Below are 24,030 nucleotides of genomic sequence, written 5' to 3' on the forward strand. Positions count from 1 at the left end.
CGAACGCGCCTGTGACTACCAATAACCCGGAGAATCCGGACCATGTGAAAAACACGCAGACCACGGCGGACGGACCTGGTGAGATTCCTGTCGCAGAAGCAACCGCGTCACCGAATCACCATAGAACTCCTGCACACCCGATGGAGTATGGCGCCAGCGACATCACTGTTCTGGAGGGCCTGGAGGCCGTCCGTAAGCGGCCAGGTATGTATATCGGTTCCACCGGTCCCCGCGGTCTTCATCACCTGGTTTACGAAGTGGTGGATAATTCGGTCGATGAGGCGTTGGCCGGCTACTGCGATCATATTGAAATATCTCTGCAGGCCGATGGCGGCGTCAAGGTAGTGGATAACGGCCGGGGCATCCCCGTCGACATCCATCCGACCGAAGGTAAGCCAACGGTCGAGGTGGTAATGACCATACTGCACGCCGGCGGAAAATTCGGTGGTGGCGGTTATGCGGTGTCCGGTGGTTTGCATGGCGTGGGAATTTCCGTCGTAAACGCGCTTTCCGCGCGCGTCGACACCGAGGTCCGGCGGCAAGGCCACGTGTGGCGGATGACTTTCGTAGACGGCGGCAAACCGCAGGGCAGCCTGGTGATGGGCGAGGCCACGGAAGACACCGGGACCATACAGACTTTTTACGCCGATCCCAGTATCTTTGAAAGTACCGTTTTCGATTTTGAAACCTTGCGCGCGCGATTCCAGCAGATGGCCTTCCTGAATAAGGGTCTGAAGATCACCCTTACCGACGAGCGTCAGGCCAGTGCCCCGGTTTCCGAGGACGAGGATCTTGACTTGGATTCACTCGGCAGCGGAAGCCAGGCAACTGCCGGTCCGCGCGAGGTGGTTTATCAGTATAACGAGGGTCTTCTGGACTATGTGAAGTACCTGAATTCGTCGAAGAAGGTCGATGTCATCCATGAGGACGTCATCGCTTTCGAAACCGAAGATACGAACCGCAAGATGGCCGTCGAGCTGGCACTGCAGTGGACCACGGCATATTCGGAAAGTGTCCACACATATGCCAATACGATCAACACGCATGAGGGCGGCACCCACGAAGAGGGCTTCCGTGCAGCCATGACGTCACTGATCAACAGGTATGCCCGGGATAAAAACATCATTAAAGAAAAAGATGAAAACCTAACCGGCGATGATATCCGTGAGGGCCTGACTGCGGTCATTTCCGTCAAACTCGCCGAACCACAGTTTGAGGGCCAAACGAAGACCAAACTCGGAAATTCCGAGGTTAAGGGTTTTGTCCAGCGGGTAGTCACCGATGGTCTGGGCGATTGGCTGGAACGCAATCCCGGGCCCGCCCGGGATGTGATCCGTAAGTCCATTCAGGCATCGCAGGCCCGGCTGGCTGCCCGGAAGGCCCGTGAAAGCACCCGACGTAAAGGTTTGCTCGAATCCGGCGGAATGCCCGGAAAATTGAAGGACTGCCAGTCGAAGGATCCGTCGCTTTCTGAAATTTATATTGTCGAGGGAGACTCCGCCGGTGGTTCCGCCGTTCGCGGACGCAATCCAACCACGCAGGCGGTGCTGCCGTTGCGGGGCAAGATTTTGAACGTTGAGCGGGCACGGCTGGACCGCGCGCTGGGCAACGCCGAGGTGCAGGCGATGATAACGGCCTTTGGCGCTGGAATCGGGGAGGATTTTGACGTCCTCAAGGCCCGGTACCACAAGATCGTGCTGATGGCTGATGCCGACGTTGATGGCCAACACATCACGACTCTGCTGCTGACGTTGTTGTTTCGCTATATGCGACCGCTCATTGAGAACGGGTATGTCTACCTGGCGCAGCCCCCGTTGTATCGGATCAAGTGGACTAACGCAGCACATGATTATGTGTACAGCGACAGGGAACGCGATGCGGTGATGGCGCACGGTCTGGCAAACGGACGCCGCATTCCCAAAGATAACGGCATTCAGCGTTATAAGGGCCTGGGTGAGATGGATTACACGGAACTGTGGGATACCACTATGGATCCGGATCATCGCACGCTGCTGCAGGTGACCATGGAGGATGCTGCGGCCGCGGATCAGGTCTTTTCCGTGCTGATGGGTGAAGACGTGGAGTCCAGGCGGAATTTCATTCAACAAAATGCCAAGGACGTCCGCTTTCTTGATATTTAGCGCCGCAACGGTACACCTCAAACATATTACTGATCCGACATATTTCTGGAACGGAATGCTTGAACTATGAGTGACGACGAAACCCCCGAGGTTCCTGTGGGCGCGGACGAAATCATTGAAGGAGCCGTCCTGACGGACCGGGTGGAGCAGGTGGACCTGCAGACCGAGATGCAGCGCTCCTACCTGGATTACGCCATGGCGGTCATTGTCGGCCGGGCCCTGCCCGATGTTCGGGATGGACTGAAGCCGGTGCACCGGCGGGTCATCTACGCCATGTTCGACGGCGGCTACCGGCCCGAACGCTCGTTCAACAAGTGCGCCCGCGTGGTTGGCGAGGTGATGGGTCAGTACCATCCGCACGGTGACATGTCCATCTATGATGCACTGGTCCGGTTGATCCAGGATTGGACGATGCGGTACCCGCTGGCTCTTGGCCAGGGGAACTTTGGCTCGCCGGGCAACGACGGCGCCGCCGCACCACGGTACACGGAGACCAAGATGGCTCCGCTCGCGATGGAAATGGTCCGTGACATCGACGAGGAAACCGTCGATTTCCAGGATAATTATGACGGCAAGAACCAGGAGCCGATGATTCTGCCGGCCCGGTTCCCGAACCTGCTGGTCAATGGGTCCTCCGGCATCGCCGTCGGTATGGCCACTAATATTCCGCCGCATAATCTGCGGGAAGTTGCCGACGGAGTGCAGTGGTATCTGGCCAATCCGGGTGCAAGCCGGGAAGAGCTGCTTGAAGCGTTGATCCTCCGGATCAAGGGGCCGGACTTTCCTACCGGAGCCCAGATTCTGGGCCATCAGGGCATCGAAGATGCCTACCGGACCGGGCGCGGCTCCATCACCATGCGCGCCGTCGTCAATGTCGAGGAGATCCAGGGCCGGACCTGCCTGGTCGTTACCGAGCTGCCGTTCCAGGCAAACCCGGATAATCTGGCGATTAAGATCGCTGAGCTCGTCAAGGACGGCAAGATATCGGGCATTGCCGATCTTCGGGATGAAACCTCCGGACGCACCGGACAGCGCCTCGTCGTCGTGCTTAAGCGCGACGCCGTCGCCAAGGTTGTGCTCAATAACCTGTATAAGCACACCCAGCTGCAGGATAACTTCGGTGCCAATATGCTCGCCATTGTCGACGGCGTGCCGCGCACGCTGAGTCTGGACGCGTTCATCAGGCATTGGGTGACCCACCAAATGGACGTCATTGCAAGGCGCACCCGCTACCGGTTGCGCAAGGCAGAGGAAGCAGCGCACATTTTACGCGGCTATCTGAAGGCCCTTGACGCTCTCGACGAAGTCATAGCCCTGATCCGCCGTTCGCAGACCGTCGAGGACGCACGTAACGGACTAATGGGCCTGCTTGAGATCGATGAAGTTCAGGCGCAGGCCATCCTCAACATGCAGTTGCGCAGACTGGCTGCCCTGGAACGGCAGAAGATCCAGGAGGATCACGACAAGCTCGAGGCTGAGATTGTTGAATATAACCGCATCCTCGCCTCCGAGGATGTACAGCGCGGCATTGTCAGCACCGAACTGCAGGACATTGCGGACAAGTACGGCGATGACCGCCGCACGCACATCATGCTCGGTTATGACCCGAATATGAGCATGGAAGACCTCATCCCCGAGGAAGAGATGGTGGTGACGATCACCCACGGCGGGTATGTCAAGCGCACGCGCAGCGATAACTACCGGTCCCAGCATCGCGGCGGCAAGGGTATCAAGGGTGCTCAACTGCGTGGCGACGATGTAGTGGAGCATTTCTTCGTCACAACCACACACCACTGGCTGCTGTTTTTCACCAACCTTGGGCGTGTGTATCGTGCCAAGGCCTACGAACTCGTAGAGGCAGGACGCGATGCCAAGGGCCAGCACGTAGCGAATCTCCTGGCCTTCCAGCCGGATGAAACGATTGCCCAGGTTTTGGATCTTCGTGACTACCAGCAGTCACCGTATCTGGTGCTGGCCACCAAAGCCGGTCTGGTGAAGAAGACCCGGCTGGAGGATTATGACACCAACCGCTCCGCCGGAGTCATCGCGATCAACCTGCGCGATGGGGATGAGCTGGTGTCCGCCCAGCTGGTATCTGAAACCGATGATCTTCAGCTTGTTTCACGCAAGGGGCAGTCCATCCGTTTTACAGCCACCGACGAGGCCTTACGGCCGATGGGGAGGGCGACCTCGGGTGTGACGGGGATGAAGTTCCGCGACAGCGATGAGCTGCTGGCAGCGAACGTAGTGACTGAGGATTCGTTTGTCTTCATCGTGACCGAAGGCGGCTATGCCAAACGCACGGCCGTCAGTGAGTACCGGCTACAGGGCCGGGGCGGACTGGGAATTAAGGTTGCCAAACTGGCGGAGGACCGCGGGGATCTGGTGGGGGCTTTGATCGTCCAGGAGGACGATGAGGTACTGGTCGTGATGAGCGGCGGAAAAGTAGTCCGTTCCAACGTCAGTGAAGTGCCGGCTAAAGGCCGGGATACCATGGGCGTGGTCTTCGCTAAGCCGGACAAGAATGATCGCATCATTGAAGTGGCGCGCAACAGTGAGCGCGGCCTCGAAGCCGAGGAGCTGGAAGAGGATCTGCAGGCAGGGTCCGATGGTGCACTGACGGTCGACGGCGGTCCGGAAACTGCTGCCGACGGTGCAGCAGACGTTGGGGAGAGTGCACAAAGCCGTGATCATCACACGGATGAAGTACCGTTAACTGACGATAACGCTAGCAGTGGAGGTACCGATTGAGCACGAGTAACTCAAACCCCAGGCCGTCAGCGGGCCCACGGGTGAGTGCACCGGCGCGTCCGCCGCAGCGCCCCGGCACGGCTTCCACCACTCAACGGCCCGCGAACAGCAGGCCCGCACTGGTCAAGCCCGCGCCGAAGGCCAAGGCCCGCCGGGCGCGGCTGCTGGTCAGCAAGATTGATCCGTGGTCAGTGCTGAAAATGGCTTTCCTGCTGTCCGTCGCACTGGGAATCGTCACGGTTGTGGCCTCAATAGTGCTGTGGACAGTCCTGGACTTCACGGGAGTCTTCGAAAGAGTCAACTCGCTCATGAGCGACATACAGGGCAGCGAAGGCGGTGGGTTCGATTTGAAGAAGGTTGCGTCGCTGGGTCAGGTTGCGTCCTTCGCCACCATCATCGCTGTGATCAATGTTGTACTGCTGACGGCATTGTCCGTGCTCGCTGCGGTGCTGTACAACATCTCGGCGACGCTGGTCGGTGGCATCTCCTTGACACTCACAGACGATTAACCTCCGCTCGGTCGGTTCGGCGGTAGCGCTGAACCGACCGATTTGGGCAGAACGTGTTGGTACTGTAAAGTTTTATTTCGACCCGCTAAGGGTTGAAAGGGCGCATAGCTCAGGCGGTTAGAGCGCTTCGCTGATAACGAAGAGGTCCCAGGTTCAAGTCCTGGTGCGCCCACGGAACCTGCCCCAAAGGAGGTACTTGTGAAAAAGCTGCTGGTTATCGGAGCGGTTGTAGCAAGTGTTCTGGTGCTTCGAAGGAAGTGGCAGGAATCCGAAGAACAAAAGAAAACCTGGCACAGCGGGACGGATAAGGTCTAGCTGTTCCTGGCGTTGTGGGCAGTACACTATGGGGGCATGGCGCAATTGGTAGCGCACCTGCTTTGCAAGCAGGGGGTTCGGGGTTCGAGTCCCCGTGCCTCCACCATAGGAAGCGTCCCGACCAGCATCAGCTGGTCGGGACGCTTTATTTATGCCGTTTCGATCCGACGCAGGACATAGGGGTTAGGACAGTGAACTTTTTCCTGGCGGCACTCGGCGTGATAGGGATTTCCGCCTCCGGCCCCATTATGGCAGCTACGGCTGCGCCCGCCTTGGCGATTGCTTTCTGGCGGAATGCTCTTGGCGCGCTCATTATGGGGGCACCGGCACTGGCAACCCAGGGGAAACGGTTTCGCCAACTGGGTCCGGTGGAGTACAAGTGGTCAGCTATGGCAGCCCTGGCGCTGGCGCTGCACTTTGCCTGCTTCATATCCGCCCTGAAGTTGACCAGTGTGGCGGCCGCCACGGCCCTGGTCTGCCTGCAGGCGGCCTGGATTGCGTTGTTCCAACGCTTCCGCGGCCATCGCCCGGTCCCGGCTGTGCTGGTCGGTCTTTTAGCGGCACTTGCCGGGGTGATTGTCATTTCCGGATTTGACCTGGCCACCTCCCCGGAGGCCATTGCCGGGGACGCATTGGCACTGGCAGGAGGTGCACTTGCCGGCCTGTACACGATCGCAGGCGGCCAGGCACGGCGCAGTATGTCCACCGGGACGTATACCACGCTCTGCTACGGAGGCAGTGCTGTACTGCTGGCGCTCATGTGCGTGGCCTTTAGAGAGCCGTTTGGCGGATTTTCCCCTGCTGCCTGGTTAGGGATCCTTGCAGTGACTGTGGTGGCCCAAATTATGGGTCACACGGTATTTAACCATCTGCTCGCAACTATCAGCCCACTCGTCGTCTCGATGATCATTCTGCTGGAAATACCCGGTGCCGCCGCACTGGCGGCGGTTTTCCTGGGCGAGAAACTTCCCGGTGGTACGTACCTGGGTCTGGGGATGATTCTGGCGGGGCTGGCAGTAGTGGTTCGCGGGCAAGGGCGCCCCGGTGCGAAGGCAGTTGTCCCGCTGGCTCAGTAGCGCGTCCATCCGGACCTGCCCACCGGGTGGGACCAGGTAATGAAGCCGCCTCGAACTGTCCCGGCTTGTCCGAGGTTGTCCGGTGCGGACCGTAATTCCCGGTGCACTTATTGTCGACGACGATGAGCAGCGGAGCAAAAAAGCAGCGCAGACCAAAAAACTGGAGGGGCCCGCTGTGGGCCCCTCCAGCTTCAGGTTTTACTGCCGGGTAATTTACTGATCGGTTGGCTTATCCCCGGTGTTTTCAATCTTGGACGCGATGTTGTTCAGTGCCGTCTTCGCATCCTTGGCGACGTGCTTGCTGGCTGCCGGGGCGTCATCGGCGGTCTTGACGGCGTCGTGGGCGGCGTCGTCGGTCTTTTTGCCGGCTTTGTCCTTTGCATCCACCGCAGCGGTTCTAATATCATCCGCTTTGTCCTTGGCGGCTGCCGCAACGTCACTGATCTTGTCTGTCGCGTCGTCCTTGATTTCGGCTGCCTTGCCCGCTGCCGTGTCCGCCGGGGCAGAATCGGGCACGGCGGACTGCTGGGAGGGTCCCACCGGTGCCGGCGTTTTCCACGGATCCTCCACCGGGCGCGAAGCCTTCCAAGCGGCAGCACCGGCAGCAACAGCGGCAGCAACTACGCCGACGATCAGCCAACCCTTATTACCGCTCTTGCGCTGACGGCTCAGTTGTGCAGCGGCGTCCTTGGACGCCTTGGCCGCGGCCTTCTGCGCCTTGGCAATCGTTTTTTTATCGCCGGTGAGCTTGGCGACAACAACATTGACCTGTTCCGGTGTCTTGGCGTTCTCCAACGCCTTTCCTACGGCCTGCGCCGCGTCACCGAGCTTGCCGGACAACATTGGCAGGTAATCGCCGACCACTCGGTCCTTGGCTGTGGAGATTGCCGGTGCCGCTTTATCCAAGGCTCCCTGCAGCCGTGGTGTGGCTCCGTCAACAGCGTTGGAAATCTTTGGGGCGAGCTTGTCCAGGCCACTCTGAATCCGCGGCGTAACGTTCGCTACGCCTTCTGCAGTGAGGTTGGCGGCCTTTCGTAAACCGTCCTGGACCATGGGAGCAGCACTTTCAAAGCCCTTCTCCAGCCTGGGAACGGCCCACTTCAGGGCGGCATCCACCTGAGGAGCTGCCCAATCGCGGGCAGTTCCCACGCCCTTGCTCAGCGTGTCCTCCAGATCGTGGGTAATACGGTCCGCTTTCTTCACAACTACCTCCCGGATCATTTGACAGTTCCATGTTCAGCCTACGTTGTTATTCAGCCTACGTGGATTGGCGGGTTCCGGCTATTCGCCGCGGAATAGTTCTTCGTCAGAGGTTCACTGAACGCTGAACACCGGCTAATGCCCGGTCTTCAGCCGCTTCGACGTGGCAGAATTGCGCCATGACTGCTATTCCAACCGCAAAAGCGACCATACATACCAATCACGGTGACATCCTGGTTAATCTCTTTGGAAACCATGCGCCGAAGACCGTCAAGAACTTTGTCGGCCTGGCCACTGGGGAGATCACCTGGAAGCACCCCGCAACCGGTGCTGACAGTAATGCTCCGCTCTACGACGGAACCATTTTTCACCGCATCATCAAGGATTTCATGATCCAGGCCGGGGATCCCCTGGGACGCGGAACGGGCGGCCCCGGCTACCAGTTCGGCGACGAGATTCACCCGGACCTGAACTTCAACGAGCCGTACAAGCTGGCGATGGCGAATGCCGGGCCGGGCACCAACGGGTCACAGTTCTTCATCACCACCATCCCCACCGGGTGGCTCCAGGGCAAACACACCATTTTTGGTGACGTTGTAGATGCTGACTCCAAGGCTGTTGTCGATGCCATTGAGGGCGTCTCCACAGGTCCCGGGGACAAGCCGCGTGAAGATGTTGTCATTAAGAGCATTACCGTCGAGCAACTCTAGCCATAGTCCCGAAGGTCTCCCACGACCGGATGAAGTCGTGGGAGGCCAGGAATGAAGAGATGACGTACCCAATCCCGGCGGCCGGCACTTCGGCGGCTCCCTTTTGTCCTCGGCATCCTGACCGCGTTTCGTACGTGCTTTGTCAGCGGTGCGGGCGTCCGGTGTGCCCGCAATGTCAGCGCAGTGCCGCCGTCGGGGTTCAGTGCGTTGACTGTGTCCAGGTGGCCGCGCGCACGGCGCCCGTTAACCGCACCGTCTACGGCGGGAAGGTCCGCCCAGGCCGGCCGCTGGCCACTTACGTGATTATTGCACTGTGCGTATTGGTCTATTTGCTCGAATGGCTGCCCGGACTGAACGTTGAACAATCGTTCTGGTACGCGCCCGTTTATACCCAGACCCAGCCCTGGCGCATGCTGACCTCGGCCTTTCTGCACTCACAACAGTTTCTGCCGCATATTTTGTTTAATATGTATGCCCTGTGGATTTTGGGCCACGCGCTCGAGCCTGCGCTGGGGCGCCTGCGATTTGTGGCCCTGTATCTTGTCTCGGCCTTGGCCGGGTCGGTGGGGGTGCTGCTGCTGGCCCCGATTGGCGGACCCGTATTAGGCGCCTCCGGCGCCATTTTCGGTCTCTTCGGTGCACTATTCGTGATCCAACGCCAACGCGGCGGGGACGTGCGGCAGATCGTCGTCCTGATCATTATTAATGCAGCCCTGGGGTTTATTGTCCCCGGTATCGCCTGGCAGGCACACTTGGGCGGCCTGATTGTCGGCGGCCTTGCCGCGGCCCTGTTCGCCCACGCGCCCAAAGGCCCACGGCGGAATCTGATCCAGTTCGGTGGTTTAGGGCTACTGGTGCTGGTGCTCATTGTGCTGACAGTCACCAGAATGAACGCAATCCACAACCTGATGATCCAGTACCAGCTCTAAGAGCCAACGCCACGCTGCCGTCAGTTCTGCAGGCGGTGGTAAGCGGAACCAAAGTGGACCAGTGGATCCATCCCTTCCACCCCGGCCATGAGAGTGCCCATGGACAGCACCTCCCCTACCACCAGGATGTGCGTGGCGGCAGCGTGCACTGCTGTGCTGCGTAATTCAAAGTAGGCCAGCGATCCGTCGATGACGGCGGCACCGCTTTCGGCGCCGCGACGGAAGGGTATCTGTGCCAGCAGGCCCTCCACGGGAGTCCCCGGACTCGCGAGCCAATCCGCCGTACTCCGGTGCCTGCTGCCCAGCACGCTCAGAGCCCATGTGCCCGACGCTGTGACCGCTTCCGCGATGCGGGATTCTGCGTACAGGCTCACGAGCATGGTCGGTGGATCGTAGGAGACGGAGAGGAACCCGCTCACCGTTGCGGCGTAGTCCCGCCCCCGCAGCAGCGTGCTGATGACAGCGACGCCGGCAGCAATGTCAGCGCTGTATCCGCGGTAGAGCGAAACATCGTCCGCGGTCGGTACGGGGCGGGCCAGAACGTGACCGGGTAAGCCGGTGGTATTTTCCATAACCTGATCCTGTCATGTCCCCGCGAAAGTTATCCACAGGGCTGTCCACAGCTGGGTACAAGTTACACGCGTGTAGTTCGAATCCCGGGATCGCATGGGTTATCCACTTATCCACAACGATATCCACAATGGGTATAACTTACACACATGTGATTCACAGCTGTGGAGGGCGCCTTGGGCCGGACCAACGCAGAATTTCCCACCCGGCGTGGCGGAACTTGTCCACCGCTGTGGATAAGCATGTCAACATGCTGGGGATAATGCCTCGGTAACGGAGTATTCGAAAACCGCAGGTCTTTGGCAGCGTGCTGTGCATAACCCGGATTTCTGCAGCTCTTCCCTGTCAAAGGAGGACCAGTCCGGCAAAAATACCTGGAGCACCTTGCTTCGCTCAGTTGGTCGGCCTGCCTTGCGTGCGAGCGTAGTGGCGTGCGCAGTCCCGTCGTGCGCCGTGCGCCGTGTGGCGTGCGCAGTCCCGTCGTGCGCCGTGGGTCACCTGCCGTCGGTCGTCTGCCGTCTGCCGTCTGCCGTCAGGTAAGTCAGTGCGGGTGCTTTCGCTCAGCAGCAGCGGCGGACAGCAGGTGCCCACTGTTGCTGAGAGTCTGCGGTCCATAGAATTGGAATTCGAAGACCAAGACAATTCAAGATACGCGGGAAAGGCAAAACGATGACCGAGAACAGCAGGATTGAAAAACCGGAGGTTCCCTCTGTTGGCCCTGCCACTGCCGGGCGTGGGGATGACGTCCAAGACCGTGGGGAGGTGCTGCCCGACAGTGCTGCAGGCCAGGAGCGCGGGGAGGGGCCAGCGGAGGATGATGAGGACAGGGGCCGCTACGTCGAGGGCTCCTACGGCAAGGCAGGCCGCGAGGCCGGACATCGCCGCGGAGCGGGCGAGGGCCAATATATAGAAGGTGAATATGGGAAGGCCGGGAGTGAAAGCGCGCGGAAAACCGGGCAGGGCGAAGAAACGCAGACAGGCCGGTTTACCGAAGCCGACTACGGCAGTGCCGGAAACGTAGCGCCGCGCAGCGGTGAACACGGCGCCGGGCAATATGCCAAGGGTGACTACGGCAGCGGTGGAACGGTCAAGCCCAAGGACAAGGAGACCTAGGACCGCCAGCGTGTCGTCATCAAAAAGCCCACAATCGCAATAACGAATCCAATCAGGATATTTCCGTTTCCCACGCTCGGCAGTGGGAACGCGCCGCTGCTGATATAGAACGTAATGATCCAGAACAGGCCGATCAGCATCAACCCGAACATGACCGGTTTGTACCAGACCGGATTGGGCCCAGCGGCTTTGGCTTTGGCACTGTCCTGCTCCTGATTGCTACGACGTGGCTGGCGGCGCGGTTTGGACTCGGGCACAGGATCTCCTTGATGGGCTCACACCTGCGGCGCGCCCTCGCTGTTATGGGGACAGTCCTGCCACTTGGTATCCTGAAGGGAATATTTCCATGGACGGGGTCTGTTCGGTTTCTGGCTGTAATTCTAGCCGTTCAGGCTGCAAAACCAGGCCATGACGGGGGCGGTGCGGATTACGGTGGCGCTACAGGAATGTACCAAACCGGAAATCCGGTATTGCCGGGCCGGATTTTTTGCCCTGACCTTTGCCGGTTACGCCGGTTACGCCGGTTACGCCGTTCACCGAAACTACGATTGGCACCAATCATTATGAATACACGTATTCTGGTCGTCGATAACTACGACAGCTTCGTCTACACCCTGGTTGGCTACCTGCAGCAGCTTGGCGCTGAGACCACGGTCGTCCGCAATGACGATGTCACGTTGGCCGAAGCCATCGAACTGGCTGGTCCGCGTGATGGCGTGCTTATCTCTCCCGGGCCGGGGACGCCGGCCGAGGCGGGTATCTGCATTGATCTGATCAAGTGGTGCGGCCGCGAGACTAAGCCGATGTTGGGCGTGTGTCTTGGGCATCAGGCCCTTGCCGAGGCATATGGCGGGACCGTGACCCACGCACCGGAGCTGATGCATGGCAAGACCTCCGCGGTGCAGCACGGGGGCTCAAACGTCTTCGCGGGGCTTCCTAACCCTTTTACGGCAACCCGGTACCATTCTTTGGCAGCAGTTCGGGAATCCATTCCGGCCGAGCTGGAGATCACGGCGGAAACCGCGACCGGCGTGGTCATGGGTCTGGCACACCGGAGTGCGCCGTTGTACGGAGTTCAGTTCCACCCGGAGTCCGTCCTGACCGAGGGTGGTTATCTGATGCTGGGAAACTGGCTGGAGTCGTTGGGTATGAAAGGCGTGGCTGCCAGGGCCGCCGGCATGAGTCCGCTTATCAGCCAGTAACGTCTAACTTTTAGGTGCCGGGGATGGGCTGCAGTCCGTGGCTTTCTTGGATGCGCAGGCCGACGACGTCGCACGGGGCGTCGGCGTCGCTGTCTCGGTCGGAGCAGGAGCAGGTGCAGGTGTAGTTGCGGGTGCGGGTGCCTTGGCGATCTCCACCGTGACGGTGGAATACTGGTCAACGCTGGACCCCGCATCAGCTGACTGACCGGTAACCCTGCCCGGCGCCACCACGGAATTCTCCTTCTCGACGAAGGATACCTGCAGTGTCCTTGAGGCGCTCTGGATGGCCTGTTGGGCTTCCTCCCGGCTAAGGCTGATCAGCGACGGCATCGTCACCTTGCCGGTCGAAACCATGAGATCCACTTTCGATCCCGCGGCCACCACCTGGCCCGGTGATGGACTGGTCGTGACCACCAGGTTGGCACCGACGGTGCCGTCATTGACTTGTTTGGTTTCCCCCGGCACCAGCCCCAGCGCCCGGATCGCATCCCGGGCGGTAGGTTCGGTGACATTGATCAGGGAGTTGGGGATCTGCACGCTGGCGGGACCATCAGAAATAATCAAGGTGATGGTCGTATTGGGATCGACCGACGCCCCTGCCGACGGATCCGTGCCTACTGCGAGTCCTTTGGCTACGGCAGGGTCGTAGTGGCGCTGCAGCGAAGGCCGGAGACTATCGTTATAGAGCTCGGCCATCGCATCGGTTTCCGGCATCGAGCGGACATCGGGAATGCGGATCTGGACCGCGGCGGGTGGTTTTGCGCTGATCAGGTTATAGGCGAGGACGCCGCCGCCAGCGAGAAATACGGCCAGCAGAACAAAAAAGGTGATGATCGATGCATGACGGCGCCGGCGGGTAGCGTGGTCCCGCTCCTTCTCTGCGGGCAGCCCCAGTGGCAGCGCGTTCGGGTCCTCATCGGGGGCAACTCCGGTGGTGAGCGGCCTTCCGGACAGCGCTTTGGCCATGGCACGTGTGGCGGGACCGTCGTCATGGAGATTTTCCGACTCGGACCGGGAAAGCGCTCCCACGGCGACGGCGACAGTGGACACTGATGGTGGAGTCGGAGTCCGCTGCATGCCATATGCCTCGGTCGGAGCTTCGTTGGCCGAGTACGGAGCGATAAGCACGCCGCCTTTGGCTGCCCGCAGGGCACGCCTGAAGGCCGCGGCATTCTGGAACCGGTCGGCCCGGTTTTTTTCCAGGGCGCGCAACACCACACTGTCCAGAGCCGGGCTGACCAGTGAATTGAAGCGGCTGGGTGCCGCCGGCGTTTCCCTGACATGTTGGTAGGCCACCGAGACAGGGCTGTCCCCCATAAAGGGAGGCCGTCCGGTAAGCATCTCGTAGAAGAGGCAGGCGGCCGAGTACAGATCGCTGCGCTCATCAACTGTTTCCCCGCGGGCCTGCTCCGGAGAGAGATACTGAGCGGTGCCGATCACGGCCTGCGTCTGGGTCATGGTGGCGGAAGAATCCGCGATGGCGCGCGCGATCCCGAAGTCCATCACCTTGATCGCGTTGCCGTCGTCGGTGACCATGACATTGGCCGGCTTGATGTCCCGGTGCACAATGCCCGCACGATGACTGTATTCCAGCGCGGACAGCACGCCGAGCGTGTAATCAATCGCATGGTCAATGGTCAGTTCCTTGCTCCGGACCAGATCGCGCAGGGTCCGGCCCGAAACGAATTCCATCACGATGAACGGCATTCGAGGGCCATCCCCCAGCGGGTCAGTGGAACTGTTATCCCCGGTGTCATATACCGCGACGATCGATGGATGGTTCAGCCCGGCTACCGCCTGCGCCTCACGGCGGAACCGTGCCTGCAATTGCGGGTCGCGGGCCAAATCAGCACGCAGCAGCTTCACCGCTACAGTACGTCCGAGCCGGGTATCCTTGCCGATGTACACGTCAGCCATACCGCCGCGGCCCAGCAGCTCACCCAATTCATACCGTTCATTGAGGACGCGCGGCATATTCATAATTCAGCGGTCCTTTCCGATTATCGGGTCATTGTGGTTGCGGTTGCAGGGTGCGACGGCGGCGCGATTCCGATTAGGGGGCGGGCTTGCAGGTGGCGGGGCTGCCGGCGGACTCTCCCACGCCGCAGTCAGTAAGCGCAGCCGGCGGCGTGGCAAGCGCCGCGGGGGTGGCGGGCGTGGTCGGCGCCTGCGTCGGCGATGGTGCAGGCGCGTGCGTCGGTGACGGGGCAGGTACAGGCGCCTGCGTGGTCGGCGCCGGTCCGGTCGAGACTGTGTAGGTAACTGTAGTTCCCTTGGCCACACTGTTGCCCGGTGCCGGGGCGACCTCGATGACCGTACCTGCCTTGGCTGCATTGGGTGCGTTATTGGTTGCCGGCACCAGACCAAGGGTCAGGAGCTGGGAGTTGTACGTCTCAGCGTTCTGGCCGGCAAATGCCGGAACCGTCACCGTTTCCGGTCCCTTGGAATAGGTCACGTTGATGGTGGTGCCTTTTGGTTGCGCACCCGTGGGGGCAATAGAAATCACGGTTCCCGCGGCCGTTGAGTCGAAGACCTCCACCGGATTGACCCCCATCCCCAAATTAATGAGGGCCCGTTGGACTTCGCTGAACGGCCGGCCATTGTACTGATCCGGCTGGATCGTCACCATGTCCGAAGCCGTCGTTTCCGGCGGTGGCGCAGTGCTGCTCAGCGACGGGCTGGAACTGGAACTGGTGCTGGAACTGGCACTGGAACTGGCACTGGACGTCACCGGCGTGGACTTGGGCGAAAAAACACCCAGCTGCTGCAGAACCACCATCGCAATGACAAAGAGGACCAGCAGGATCAGGGCAACCAGCGGCCAGGTCCAAGGGCTGCGTCCGCGCTTGGCAGGTGCGGCAGCTTCGTCGTCGTCCTCGTCCCACTGCTGCCCGGCCGCCGGCTCCTCGCCGCGGGAGAGCGTATTGCCCGGACCCGCTTGGGCACTGATGGTGGCCCCTGCAACGGTGGGCAGGGCAGAAGTCGCCGCAGCAGAATAGTCGGGCGAATAGTTCGACGGAACGGCTGTTGTAGCGGCGGTTCCGGGAACGTCTACCGGCGCCGTGATGGGTCCGGTGGTCGCCTCGAACAGGAGCATTCCGGGCGCCGCGGCGTGGGCGGCGTTGATGTCTCCATTCCGGATGGCTTCGGCCGCGTCCGCGAGCTTGTTCGCGTTTGCCGGACGGTTTGCCGGGTCCTTAGCCAACATTGACATCAGCAGCGCGCGCACTGGAGTCGGAAGCGTGTCCGGCAGCGGCGGTGGTGCATCGTTGACCTGGGCCAACGCGATGGCAATCTGGGATTCACCAGAGAAGGGGCGGTGACCGGTAATGCACTCGTAGCCGATAATGCCCAGGGAATAGATATCGCTGGAGCCGGTGGCAAGCTGACCTGTGGCTTGCTCGGGAGCCAGATACTGCGCCGTCCCCATAACCTGCCCGGTTTGGGTGAGCGGGACCTGGTCGGCGAGCCGGGCGATGCCGAAATCGGTTACTTTGACCCGACCCTCAGGTGTGATCAGTAGGTTTCCGGGTTTGACGTCGCGGTGTACCAGCCCCTGCGCATGTGCGACAGACAGTGCCCGGGCGGTCTGGGCGATGATCGACAGCGTGCGGTCGGAGGAAAGCACGTGATCGTGTTCGATGATGCTGGACAGCGGCTCGCCGGGGACCAGCTCCATCACCAAATAGGCGGAGCCGTCTTCTTCGCCGTAATCAAAGACATTGGCGATGCCGACGTGGTTCAGCAGCGCGGTGTGGCGCGCCTCGGCCCGGAACCGCTCGCGGAAGCCCGGATCCCCGGTGTATTCCTCCTTGAGAATCTTGATCGCCACAGTCCGGCCCAAAACCAGGTCTTTGGCCCGCCAGACCTCACCCATACCACCAATCGCAATGCGAGATGTGAGCTGGAACCTGCCGCCTAAGGTGATACCCGATGTAGGCCTCACTTATTCAACACCGCCTCGATAAGTTTGCTTGCGTTTGGACTGGTCAATTGTGCTCCGGTGGCAATATCGACATTTGACATGACGATTGATACCACCACTTGGGGGTCCTGCGCCGGAGCGAATCCGGTGAACCAGGCGTTATTGTTGACCACGCCCGGAATGCCCTCGGCCGTGCCGGTTTTTCCTGCCACCTCAACGCCAGGGACAGTGGCTGCATGCGCAATGCCCTTGTCCACGACATTTGTCATCCAATCCGTGATCTGATGGGCTATCTCCGGAGTGGTGGACTGCCGCAGGACCTCAGGGGTAAATTCCTCAACCGGTTTTAGGTCCGGAGTGCGGATCGATTTCACCAGGTTTGGCTTCATCTGGGCGCCGCCGTTGGCGATGGCTGCCGTCATCATCGCGATCTCCAGCGGAGTTGCCTGCACATCCTGCTGGCCAACAGCGCTTCGGGCCAGTTCGGCCGTACCCAGCTGGCCCTTGCTGCCGGGGAACTTGCTGGCCGTTACCTTGTCCGGAAAGTACAGCGAATCGTCGTTAAAGCCGAACTTCCTGGCCTGCTCGGTAATGGCGTCCTGCCCCAGATCCAGGGCTATTTCCGCGAAGGGCGTGTTGCAGGATTGTTCGAGGACAAAGGAGAAACCCGCTTGGGTTTTGGCGCCGCAGCCGCCGTTGACGTAGTTGGGCAGCGTGGCATCGGTTCCGGGGAACGACAGTTCCTGCGGGTTCGCCAGCACGGAATCCTTATTGTATTTCCCGGACGCGAGGGCAGCTGCGGTATCAACAAGCTTGAACACCGAACCGGGAGAATACAACTTCGTGTAAGCGCTGGAGCCAAACATATCAATTCCGTCAATGCCCAGCAGTCTGTTGTAGTTTTTGGCCACCGAGGTGGCGTCATGACCGGCCAGCACGTTGGTGTCGTAGGACGGCTTGGACACCATGGCGATGATGGCGCCGGTCTTGGGATTCATCACTACGATGGAACCCCGCTGGCCATCCGGGATCATGTTGTAAGCCATCTGCTGGATCGCGGGATCTATGGTCAGTTCCACGGACCTGCCCTTAGGCTGCGCGCCGGAAAGCAAGGAGAGAACCTTGTCGTAGAAGGCATCGGCGGTTTCCCCGGTAAGCTGCGCATTTTCTGCCTTCTCGATGCCGTATTGTCCGTACGCCCGGGAGAAGAACCCGGTCAGACCGGCATAAAGCTCGCTCTGATGGTAGACGCGCTGAAACTTGCACTTATCCGGGGACGGGACGGACTCCGCAATAGGCTGCCCACCCACCAGAATGGCACCGCGATCGCTACAGAACTGCTCGATCAGGCCCCTGCTGTTGAGGTCATTATTTTTCAGATCGTCTGCGGCGAAGAACTGAATATAAGTGATGGAGCCAAAAACCAACGCGAAAAGCGCGACGGCGACAAGCCAGGAACTGCGGATGGCCTGGTTCACGGGCTAATCACCTTCTTGGACGGAGTTTTAATGGAACGCGGCGTCTGCACGGGTGTACGCGGGGGACCCGACGCGGGCGGCTCGCCGGCCGGGACGTGCGGTTCCTTCGCGGGAGCAGTGAAGATGGGGCGCCGGGCGGCGTTGGAGATCAACAGCAGCAGGGCAACGATTATCCAGTTGGCCAGAAGCGAGGAGCCGCCGGCGGCCAGGAATGGTGTGGTCAGGCCAGTGAGCGGAATCAGCCGGGTAACGCCGCCGATGACGACGAAGCACTGAAGGGCAATTGCGAAGGACAGACCCACGGCGAGCAGTTTGCCGAAAGCATCGCGGGTTCCCAGTGCGGCGCGGAAACCGCGGGTTATCAGCAATAGATAGAGCAGCACCACTGCGAACAGACCGATCATGCCAAGCTCTTCGCCAAGCGAGGCGATAATCATGTCGCTGTTGGCCAGCGGGACAATATCCGGCCGCCCTTGTCCCAGACCCGAACCAATCAGCCCGCCGCTGGCCATGCCAAACAGACCCTGCACGATCTGATAGCTGCTTCCGACACCGCGGCCAATCACTTCCGGATCGAAGGCATGCACCCACGTGTTGACCCGCAGACCCACGTGCGGGAAGATCCTGATGGCAAAAAAGCCGCCGACGGCGATCAGTACCAGGCCGATCGCAACCCAGCTGATCCTGCTGGTAGCGACATAAATCATGATCATAAACAGGCCGAAAAACAGCACCGAGGTGCCGATGTCATGCTGGAATACCAAGACGCCGACGCTGGCCAGCCAAGCCACGATCATTGGCCCCAGATCGCGGACCCGGGGGAGCTGCAGGGGACCGATTTTCTTTCCCGCGAGCAGGATCAGATCGCGGTTGGAGGATAGATAACCGGCGAAGAATATAGCCAATGTGATCTTGGCGATCTCACCGGGCTGGAAAGAGTTATTGCCGATCCTGATCCACACGCTGGCACCATTCACATCTCCAGCGCTGATGCCGGGAATCAGCGGCAGGATCAGCAGCACTACGCTGACGATGAGGGAGATATAGGTAAAACGCCGCAGTACCCGATGGTCGCGCAGGAACCAGATAACGGATATGGCCGCCAGGACCGCAACGGTGGTCCACAGCCACTGGCGCGGACCGGCAGTGTCGTCCGTTGCGAGGTCCAACCGGTGGATCATGGCCAGGCCGACGCCATTGAGGGCAACTACAATAGGAAGTATTACCGGATCGGCATATTTTGCGCGAAAGCGCAGCGAGATATGCATCCCGAGTGCGAGGACGGTCAGGACAGCCGCTTGGGAGTAGAAGTCGGAATCGAAGGGGCGGTCCAGATTAAGATCGACCAGCGCATTGGCGGAAATGCCCACTACCAAAGCCAGGATCAGTAGGACGAGCTCAATGTTGCGCCGTGGTTTGGCCACGGTCTGCAGCTGGCTCATTTGGAACCTCCCGAACAGGCTGCCGTGCTGACCGGGCCGGACCCGGATGCCGTTGGCTGCCCGGAAGCAGCAGAAGCAGCAGAAGCGGCAGAAGCGGCAGAAGTGGATGGGGTGACGGTCGCTGGAGCTGCCGAGGCAGGCGATGAGGTGGCTGTGCCGGTGGATGACGCCGTCGAAGGAGCTGGGGATGGGCACGGCGGAGCGCCGGATCCTGTGCCGAGCTGGAGGTCAATAATGATCTGCTGGGCGTCTGCCAGCCCGGCGGCCGGAACGGTCTGGGCCACCCTTTGCTGGGAGTAGTCGGGAAGATTTGAAACGTCCACGCCGGTTTCCCGGTAGACATGGGAAAGCGAGACGGGTCCTAAAGGTTGGGACACCCCGTTGAAAATTGCCACGTGTCCATTTGCCTGGCCAACGTAATAGCGTGTCTGGGTCCACGCGTAGCCGAGCCACAAGCCCAGCAGCAGGATCAGCAGGATGGCGGCGGCAAGAACGATTCTCAGGACGCGGCGCCGCCGGGGTGCGAGTAGATTTGCTGGCTCATATCCGTCGGTTTCGTCGCCCTCGGCAGGTTCGACGCCGGCGGGCGAGGTGGGCTTATGCGTCAGCACAGCGGCTGCCCTTAAGGCTGCGGGGCGTCCTGCCAATGCCGGGATTTTCCCCTCGGCTGCGGCGGTTACGGCGGCCCCGACAAGTTCGTGCGGCCGGCCGGCCAATTCGGCCTTGATAATGTCGGCGCTTAGATGTGAACCGATTTCCTCCGCCGTTGGCTCTGTCGGCGCAGCGGATCCCGGTGTGCTGATTTCGTCTACCGGGGCTTCCACCCCGCTGGATTCGGCCAAGCCGGAATTGACCGGTCCCTCGGACTCCGACAGGGCCGCGGTCTTGTCGGGCACGGCAGGAAGTGCCGCGGTGTCCAGATCATCCCCGGTCAGCTCGGCGACTTCAAAAACCACCACGGTGATATTGTCCGGCGCCCCGGCGGCAAGAGTTAATTCAATGAGTGTGTCGGCGCAATCCGAGAGCGAACGGGTATTGCGGACGACGTCTTCCACCACGTCATGGCGGACAAAGTTCAGGCCGTCGGAACAAAGCAGCCAGCGCTCTCCGGGGGTGACGTCGAAGGTTCTAAGGTCAAGTTCGGGGGATGCATCCACATCACCCAAAACGCGCATGAGGACATTCTTGTGCGGATGCGTCTCCGCTTCCTCCGGACGCAGGCGGCCTTCGTCAATCATCCGCTGAACGAAGGTGTGGTCCTTGCTGATCTGCTTGAACGCACCGTCCTTGAGCCGGTACGCGCGCGAATCGCCGATATGGGCGAATTCGAGCTTATGACCGGAGAGCAGCAAAGCCGTCACCGTGGTCCCCATGCCCGCCAGCTTCGGGTTTACCTGGACCAGCTCGGATAACAAGGAGTTGGCGGTCTGAATTTCGTCGGCCAAGTAGGTGCCGGCATCGCCTTGATACCCGTCGCGGTCCAAATGGATCAGGTCCAGCACCGTGGACGCGCTGGCAACATCACCGCCGGCGTGGCCCCCCATACCGTCCGCGACCACGGCAAGGAAATGCCCCACGTAGGCAGAGTCATCGTTTTTGGCCCGGATTTTGCCGACATCCGAGCGCGCGGCATAGCGGAGGACAAGTGGACGGTCGGCCATAGTCATGGCCTCAATTCGATGACCGTCTTACCGATCCGGACCGGGACGCCGAGCTCGACCGGCAGTGCGCGGGTCAGTTGCTGGTCGCCTAGGTATGTGCCGTTCGTCGAGCCCAAATCCTCGATGAACCACCGGCTTCCCTGCGGGAAGAGCCGGGCATGCCGTCCGGAGGCGTAATCGTCTTCGAGAACGAGCGTGGCTTCTTGAGCTCGACCGAGCAGAATTGGCGTCCCGGACAGTTCCAGAGTGCGCCCGGACAACGGGCCCTCGGTCACCACCAAGGTCCGTGCCTGGGCACGGACGGGAGGTGCGTCCACCAGTTCGGGGTGTCGGCGCGCCTGGCGGGCCGTTGGTGTGCCGACCTTGGTCTTACGGCCAATCACCAGATCCCGGCGCATCGCCCCGACAACGCTGAAGATCATCAGCCACAGCAACAGCAGGAAACCAAAGCGCAGTACGGTAACAGTCAGACCGCTGAGTTCATTCATTCGCGTTCCCTGTTCCGCATCGGGAGTAACCGGAAAACGATCTTCGTCCTGCCCATCGTCACCGTGGCGCCGTCGGCCAGTTCGGTGCTGCCGGAGACCTTCCGGCCATTGACGTAGCTGCCATTAGTGGAGCCGAGATCTACGGCGGTCGACCGGCCGTGTTCGGTCCGGATCTCCAGATGCTTGCGGGAAACGCCCGTGTCATCGATGAGAATGTCCGCTTCCGAGGAGCGTCCCAGAATAATGCTCGGTGCATTGAGTGAGTAGCGTTGGCCATCAATGTCCAGTACCGGTTGAAGGCTCTGCAGGCCGGTCACGGCGGGCGCACGCGGGGGCACGCTGGGGCGCCCGGTGGGGAATCCCGCGGGCATCTCGGCCGGGACGCTATTATGCGTTGGTTGATCTTCGTCCGGGTTTACGGAAGTGCTGCCACCGGTCTTTTCGGTCCTGGAGTTTATCTGGAAAACGCCGGCTTTCAGGTCCGCATCCTGATGGAAGACAACCCGAACGGGGCCCTGCAGTACATAGCCTTGACCGCGCGAGTGATTGATAACGACGTCGCAGAGCTCTTCGGCCAGAGCGGTGCCCCAACTGCGGGCGCGCTCGAAATCGTGTTCGCTGAGTTGAATATCGAAGACGTTCGGCGCCAATGTTCGTCCTGCGGCCAAAGTCATGGCCTTGTCATCGAGCTCGCGCCGGAGACGACTGGCAAGTTCCACCGGCTGGACCTGGGCCTTTGATCCGCGGGAGAAGGCGCCGCGTACGGCTTTTTCGATGCCTTTTTCGACGTTATCCAACAGCCCCATCGGCCCTCTCCTTCACAGTTGCCCGGTATCGTGCGCAAACTTGTCCATCCCGATACTACTGGGCAGAAGTGCGAAAATCCCCATCTGTTCTCAGTTCCGGGCGCCGTTTCACGCCCCGGTTCGGTGACGGCTCAGCGTCACCGCAGCCGGCAGCACTGGCCTCTCATTGGAGTTCGTCCGGTCGCAGCGGACCGTGTTATCCCGGACGTTTAGGTGTTTCGGCGCAGTGCGGGTACTCTTAATCTCGCTGTTCTTTTGGTTTCAGTTTCTGAAACATCTGGCTGAAGAGCCAGGTAGGAAGACGGCAGAGCGCGAGTGGCGGAACGGCAGACGCGCTGGCTTCAGGTGCCAGTATCTTAACGGGTGTGGGGGTTCAAATCCCCCCTCGCGCACCCAAATACCCTTCAGGGTCAAACCAGGAGGATCAAGAACGCCCCGGTCTTTGGACCGGGGCGTTCTTTTTGTGCGGGAGAGTCAGGGATGACCGAAGTGCCGGCGATGGTGAGTCTGGTCTCAAACGGAAATATCAGCAGAGCCAGCGGCGTTGCGACCGGTGGACCCGATACGACTGGAAAGAGACTGAATTGAACTTGTTTTCCCCCCTGACCCTTGGCGCTCTTGAGCTGCGAAACCGGCTCGTGATGGCGCCGCTGACCCGCTCGCGTTCGGGCCGGAGCGGGGTTCCCGGTCCGCTCGTGACGGAGCACTACCGCCAACGCGCCTCCTTGGGTCTGATTGTCAGTGAGGGCACGTACCCCAGTCAGGCGGGGCAGGGATTTCCCGGTCAGCCCGGACTGGTCACGCCCGGGCAGTTGGCAGGTTGGAGCAAAGTAACGCAGGCAGTCCACGAAGAGGGCGGCCGCATCTTTGCCCAGGTCATGCATGCCGGCCGGGTCACGCACGAGGCCATAAACGGTGGCTTTCCAGTGGTGGGTCCTAGTGCAATCGCCATTGATGGATTCGCCCGGACTTACGACGGTAAGCTTCCGTATCCCGTTCCGCATGAGCTCAGCGGGGGCGAATTGAAGGCCGTCGTAGGCGAGTTCGTCCTTGCCGCACGCAACGCCATTGCTGCCGGCTTCGACGGCGTAGAGCTGCATGGCGCCAACGGCTATCTGCTCCACGAGTTCCTCTCCCCTGCATCGAATCAACGCGACGATGGCTATGGCGGTTCGCCGGAGAACCGCGCGCGCTTTGTGGTTGACGTTGTTACGGCCGTGGCTGCGGAGATCGGCGCCGCACGCGTTGGAATCCGGGTTTCGCCCGAGCACAATATTCAAGGCGCGCTGGAAACCGATGCCGCAGATGTGCACGCCACCTATGGTTCCCTGCTGGAGGCGATCGCCCCGTTGGGGCTGGCGTATCTGAGCATTCTGCATAAGGACCCCACTGGCCCGTTGGTGAAGGATCTGCGGGCGCGGTTTGCAGGCCCGTTGCTGATCAATAGCGGTTTCGGCGTCCTGACGACCAGGGACGAAGCAATGGCGCTGATGGCAGACGGACATGCGGACGCCGTCGTTGTGGGCCGGCCGGCAATAGCGAATCCGGATCTGGCGAGGCGGTGGCGGGAGGACCTGCCGTTGAACGCGCCGGATCCGCTGACCTTTTACAGCGACGGAGCCGCCGGATACACGGACTATCCGGCGCTGGGAATTTAGCACACCGGATTCATATTTGAATGATTTTGTGAGTCGGCTAAAATAGATGGTTGAAC

At 60.7% G+C, this 24,030-nt stretch carries 20 protein-coding genes and 3 tRNA genes; 13 read left to right on the plus strand and 10 right to left on the minus strand.

Features of this window, described 5'->3' with window-relative positions; genetic code table 11:
* Positions 1-140 precede the first annotated feature (140 nt).
* The 7 genes from gyrB (at position 141) to IV500_RS03520 (ending at position 6,792) form a co-directional block, all read left to right on the plus strand.
* On the plus strand, positions 141-2,141 hold the full coding sequence (gyrB, locus tag IV500_RS03495) for a DNA topoisomerase (ATP-hydrolyzing) subunit B (protein ID WP_196395550.1): 2,001 nt from the start codon (positions 141-143) through the stop codon (positions 2,139-2,141).
* A gap of 66 nt (positions 2,142-2,207) precedes the next feature.
* Positions 2,208-4,892, plus strand: coding sequence for a DNA gyrase subunit A (gyrA, locus tag IV500_RS03500; protein WP_196395446.1), 2,685 nt, complete (start codon positions 2,208-2,210; stop codon positions 4,890-4,892).
* The gene (locus IV500_RS03505) at positions 4,889-5,401 is read left to right on the plus strand and encodes a DUF3566 domain-containing protein (protein WP_196395447.1); all 513 of its coding nucleotides are present in this window, start codon (positions 4,889-4,891) and stop codon (positions 5,399-5,401) included. The genes gyrA and IV500_RS03505 overlap by 4 nt, the downstream gene beginning before the upstream one ends.
* A 98-nt stretch (positions 5,402-5,499) precedes the next feature.
* Positions 5,500-5,573, plus strand: a tRNA-Ile gene (locus IV500_RS03510).
* Positions 5,574-5,599: 26 nt separating this feature from the next.
* Complete coding sequence (locus IV500_RS21295) at positions 5,600-5,716, plus strand: DLW-39 family protein (RefSeq protein ID WP_312875814.1); 117 nt, start codon at positions 5,600-5,602, stop codon at positions 5,714-5,716.
* 30 nt (positions 5,717-5,746) lie between these two features.
* Positions 5,747-5,822, plus strand: a tRNA-Ala gene (locus IV500_RS03515).
* Positions 5,823-5,907: 85 nt separating this feature from the next.
* Positions 5,908-6,792, plus strand: coding sequence for a DMT family transporter (locus IV500_RS03520; protein WP_196395448.1), 885 nt, complete (start codon positions 5,908-5,910; stop codon positions 6,790-6,792).
* Positions 6,793-7,005: 213 nt separating this feature from the next.
* Here the strand turns inward: IV500_RS03520 and IV500_RS03525 are convergent, their stop codons facing one another.
* Positions 7,006-8,013, minus strand: a complete 1,008-nt coding sequence (locus IV500_RS03525; RefSeq protein ID WP_230854426.1) for a hypothetical protein — start codon at positions 8,011-8,013, stop codon at positions 7,006-7,008.
* Positions 8,014-8,171: 158 nt separating this feature from the next.
* Here IV500_RS03525 and IV500_RS03530 point away from each other — a divergent pair, with 158 nt between their 5' ends.
* Positions 8,172-8,702 carry a peptidylprolyl isomerase gene (locus IV500_RS03530; RefSeq protein WP_196395449.1) on the plus strand — a complete coding sequence of 177 codons (531 nt, stop codon included), beginning with the start codon at positions 8,172-8,174 and terminating at the stop codon, positions 8,700-8,702.
* A 59-nt stretch (positions 8,703-8,761) separates the two neighbouring features.
* A complete protein-coding gene (locus tag IV500_RS03535) occupies positions 8,762-9,631 on the plus strand; it encodes a rhomboid family intramembrane serine protease (RefSeq protein ID WP_196395450.1) in 870 nt (289 codons plus the stop codon).
* 20 nt (positions 9,632-9,651) lie between these two features.
* On the opposite strand, the gene IV500_RS03540 is transcribed toward IV500_RS03535, so the two are convergent.
* A complete protein-coding gene (locus IV500_RS03540) occupies positions 9,652-10,203 on the minus strand; it encodes a flavin reductase family protein (protein WP_196395451.1) in 552 nt (183 codons plus the stop codon).
* Between the two features lie 667 nt (positions 10,204-10,870).
* Here IV500_RS03540 and IV500_RS03545 point away from each other — a divergent pair.
* Positions 10,871-11,314: a hypothetical protein gene (locus IV500_RS03545; RefSeq protein ID WP_196395452.1), complete on the plus strand. Its 444-nt coding sequence runs from the start codon at positions 10,871-10,873 to the stop codon at positions 11,312-11,314.
* Here IV500_RS03545 and IV500_RS03550 read toward each other — a convergent pair.
* A complete protein-coding gene (locus tag IV500_RS03550; RefSeq protein ID WP_196395453.1) occupies positions 11,311-11,571 on the minus strand; it encodes a cell division protein CrgA in 261 nt (86 codons plus the stop codon). The genes IV500_RS03545 and IV500_RS03550 overlap by 4 nt on opposite strands.
* Before the next feature lie 303 nt (positions 11,572-11,874).
* Between IV500_RS03550 and IV500_RS03555 the strand changes: the two genes are divergently transcribed.
* Positions 11,875-12,516 (plus strand): aminodeoxychorismate/anthranilate synthase component II, encoded by a 642-nt coding sequence (locus IV500_RS03555; RefSeq protein ID WP_196395552.1) that lies wholly within the window; start codon positions 11,875-11,877, stop codon positions 12,514-12,516.
* Between the two features lie 3 nt (positions 12,517-12,519).
* Here the strand turns inward: IV500_RS03555 and pknB are convergent, their stop codons facing one another.
* The 7 genes from pknB to IV500_RS03590 form a co-directional block, all read right to left on the minus strand.
* Entirely contained in the window at positions 12,520-14,496 is a 1,977-nt protein-coding gene (gene pknB / locus IV500_RS03560; protein ID WP_196395454.1) for a Stk1 family PASTA domain-containing Ser/Thr kinase, read from the minus strand.
* A gap of 73 nt (positions 14,497-14,569) precedes the next feature.
* Positions 14,570-16,462, minus strand: coding sequence for a protein kinase domain-containing protein (locus IV500_RS03565; RefSeq protein WP_196395455.1), 1,893 nt, complete (start codon positions 16,460-16,462; stop codon positions 14,570-14,572).
* Positions 16,459-17,919 (minus strand): peptidoglycan D,D-transpeptidase FtsI family protein, encoded by a 1,461-nt coding sequence (locus tag IV500_RS03570; protein ID WP_196395456.1) that lies wholly within the window; start codon positions 17,917-17,919, stop codon positions 16,459-16,461. The genes IV500_RS03565 and IV500_RS03570 overlap by 4 nt, the downstream gene beginning before the upstream one ends.
* The gene (locus IV500_RS03575; RefSeq protein ID WP_196395457.1) at positions 17,916-19,361 is read right to left on the minus strand and encodes an FtsW/RodA/SpoVE family cell cycle protein; all 1,446 of its coding nucleotides are present in this window, start codon (positions 19,359-19,361) and stop codon (positions 17,916-17,918) included. The genes IV500_RS03570 and IV500_RS03575 overlap by 4 nt, the downstream gene beginning before the upstream one ends.
* The gene (locus IV500_RS03580) at positions 19,358-21,022 is read right to left on the minus strand and encodes a PP2C family protein-serine/threonine phosphatase (RefSeq protein WP_376770182.1); all 1,665 of its coding nucleotides are present in this window, start codon (positions 21,020-21,022) and stop codon (positions 19,358-19,360) included. Before IV500_RS03580 ends, IV500_RS03575 begins: the two co-directional genes overlap by 4 nt.
* 2 nt (positions 21,023-21,024) lie before the next feature.
* A complete protein-coding gene (locus IV500_RS03585; RefSeq protein WP_196395459.1) occupies positions 21,025-21,510 on the minus strand; it encodes an FHA domain-containing protein FhaB/FipA in 486 nt (161 codons plus the stop codon).
* A complete protein-coding gene (locus IV500_RS03590) occupies positions 21,507-22,316 on the minus strand; it encodes an FHA domain-containing protein (protein ID WP_196395460.1) in 810 nt (269 codons plus the stop codon). Before IV500_RS03590 ends, IV500_RS03585 begins: the two co-directional genes overlap by 4 nt.
* Before the next feature lie 309 nt (positions 22,317-22,625).
* On the opposite strand from IV500_RS03590, the gene IV500_RS03595 reads away from it, so the two are divergent.
* Positions 22,626-22,708 (plus strand) — tRNA-Leu (locus IV500_RS03595).
* A gap of 192 nt (positions 22,709-22,900) precedes the next feature.
* Positions 22,901-23,974, plus strand: coding sequence for an alkene reductase (locus IV500_RS03600; protein ID WP_196395461.1), 1,074 nt, complete (start codon positions 22,901-22,903; stop codon positions 23,972-23,974).
* The last annotated feature ends 56 nt before the right edge of the window (positions 23,975-24,030 follow it).

It is taken from the genome of Arthrobacter terrae (assembly GCF_015708085.1).
GTDB lineage: Bacteria > Actinomycetota > Actinomycetes > Actinomycetales > Micrococcaceae > Arthrobacter_M > Arthrobacter_M terrae.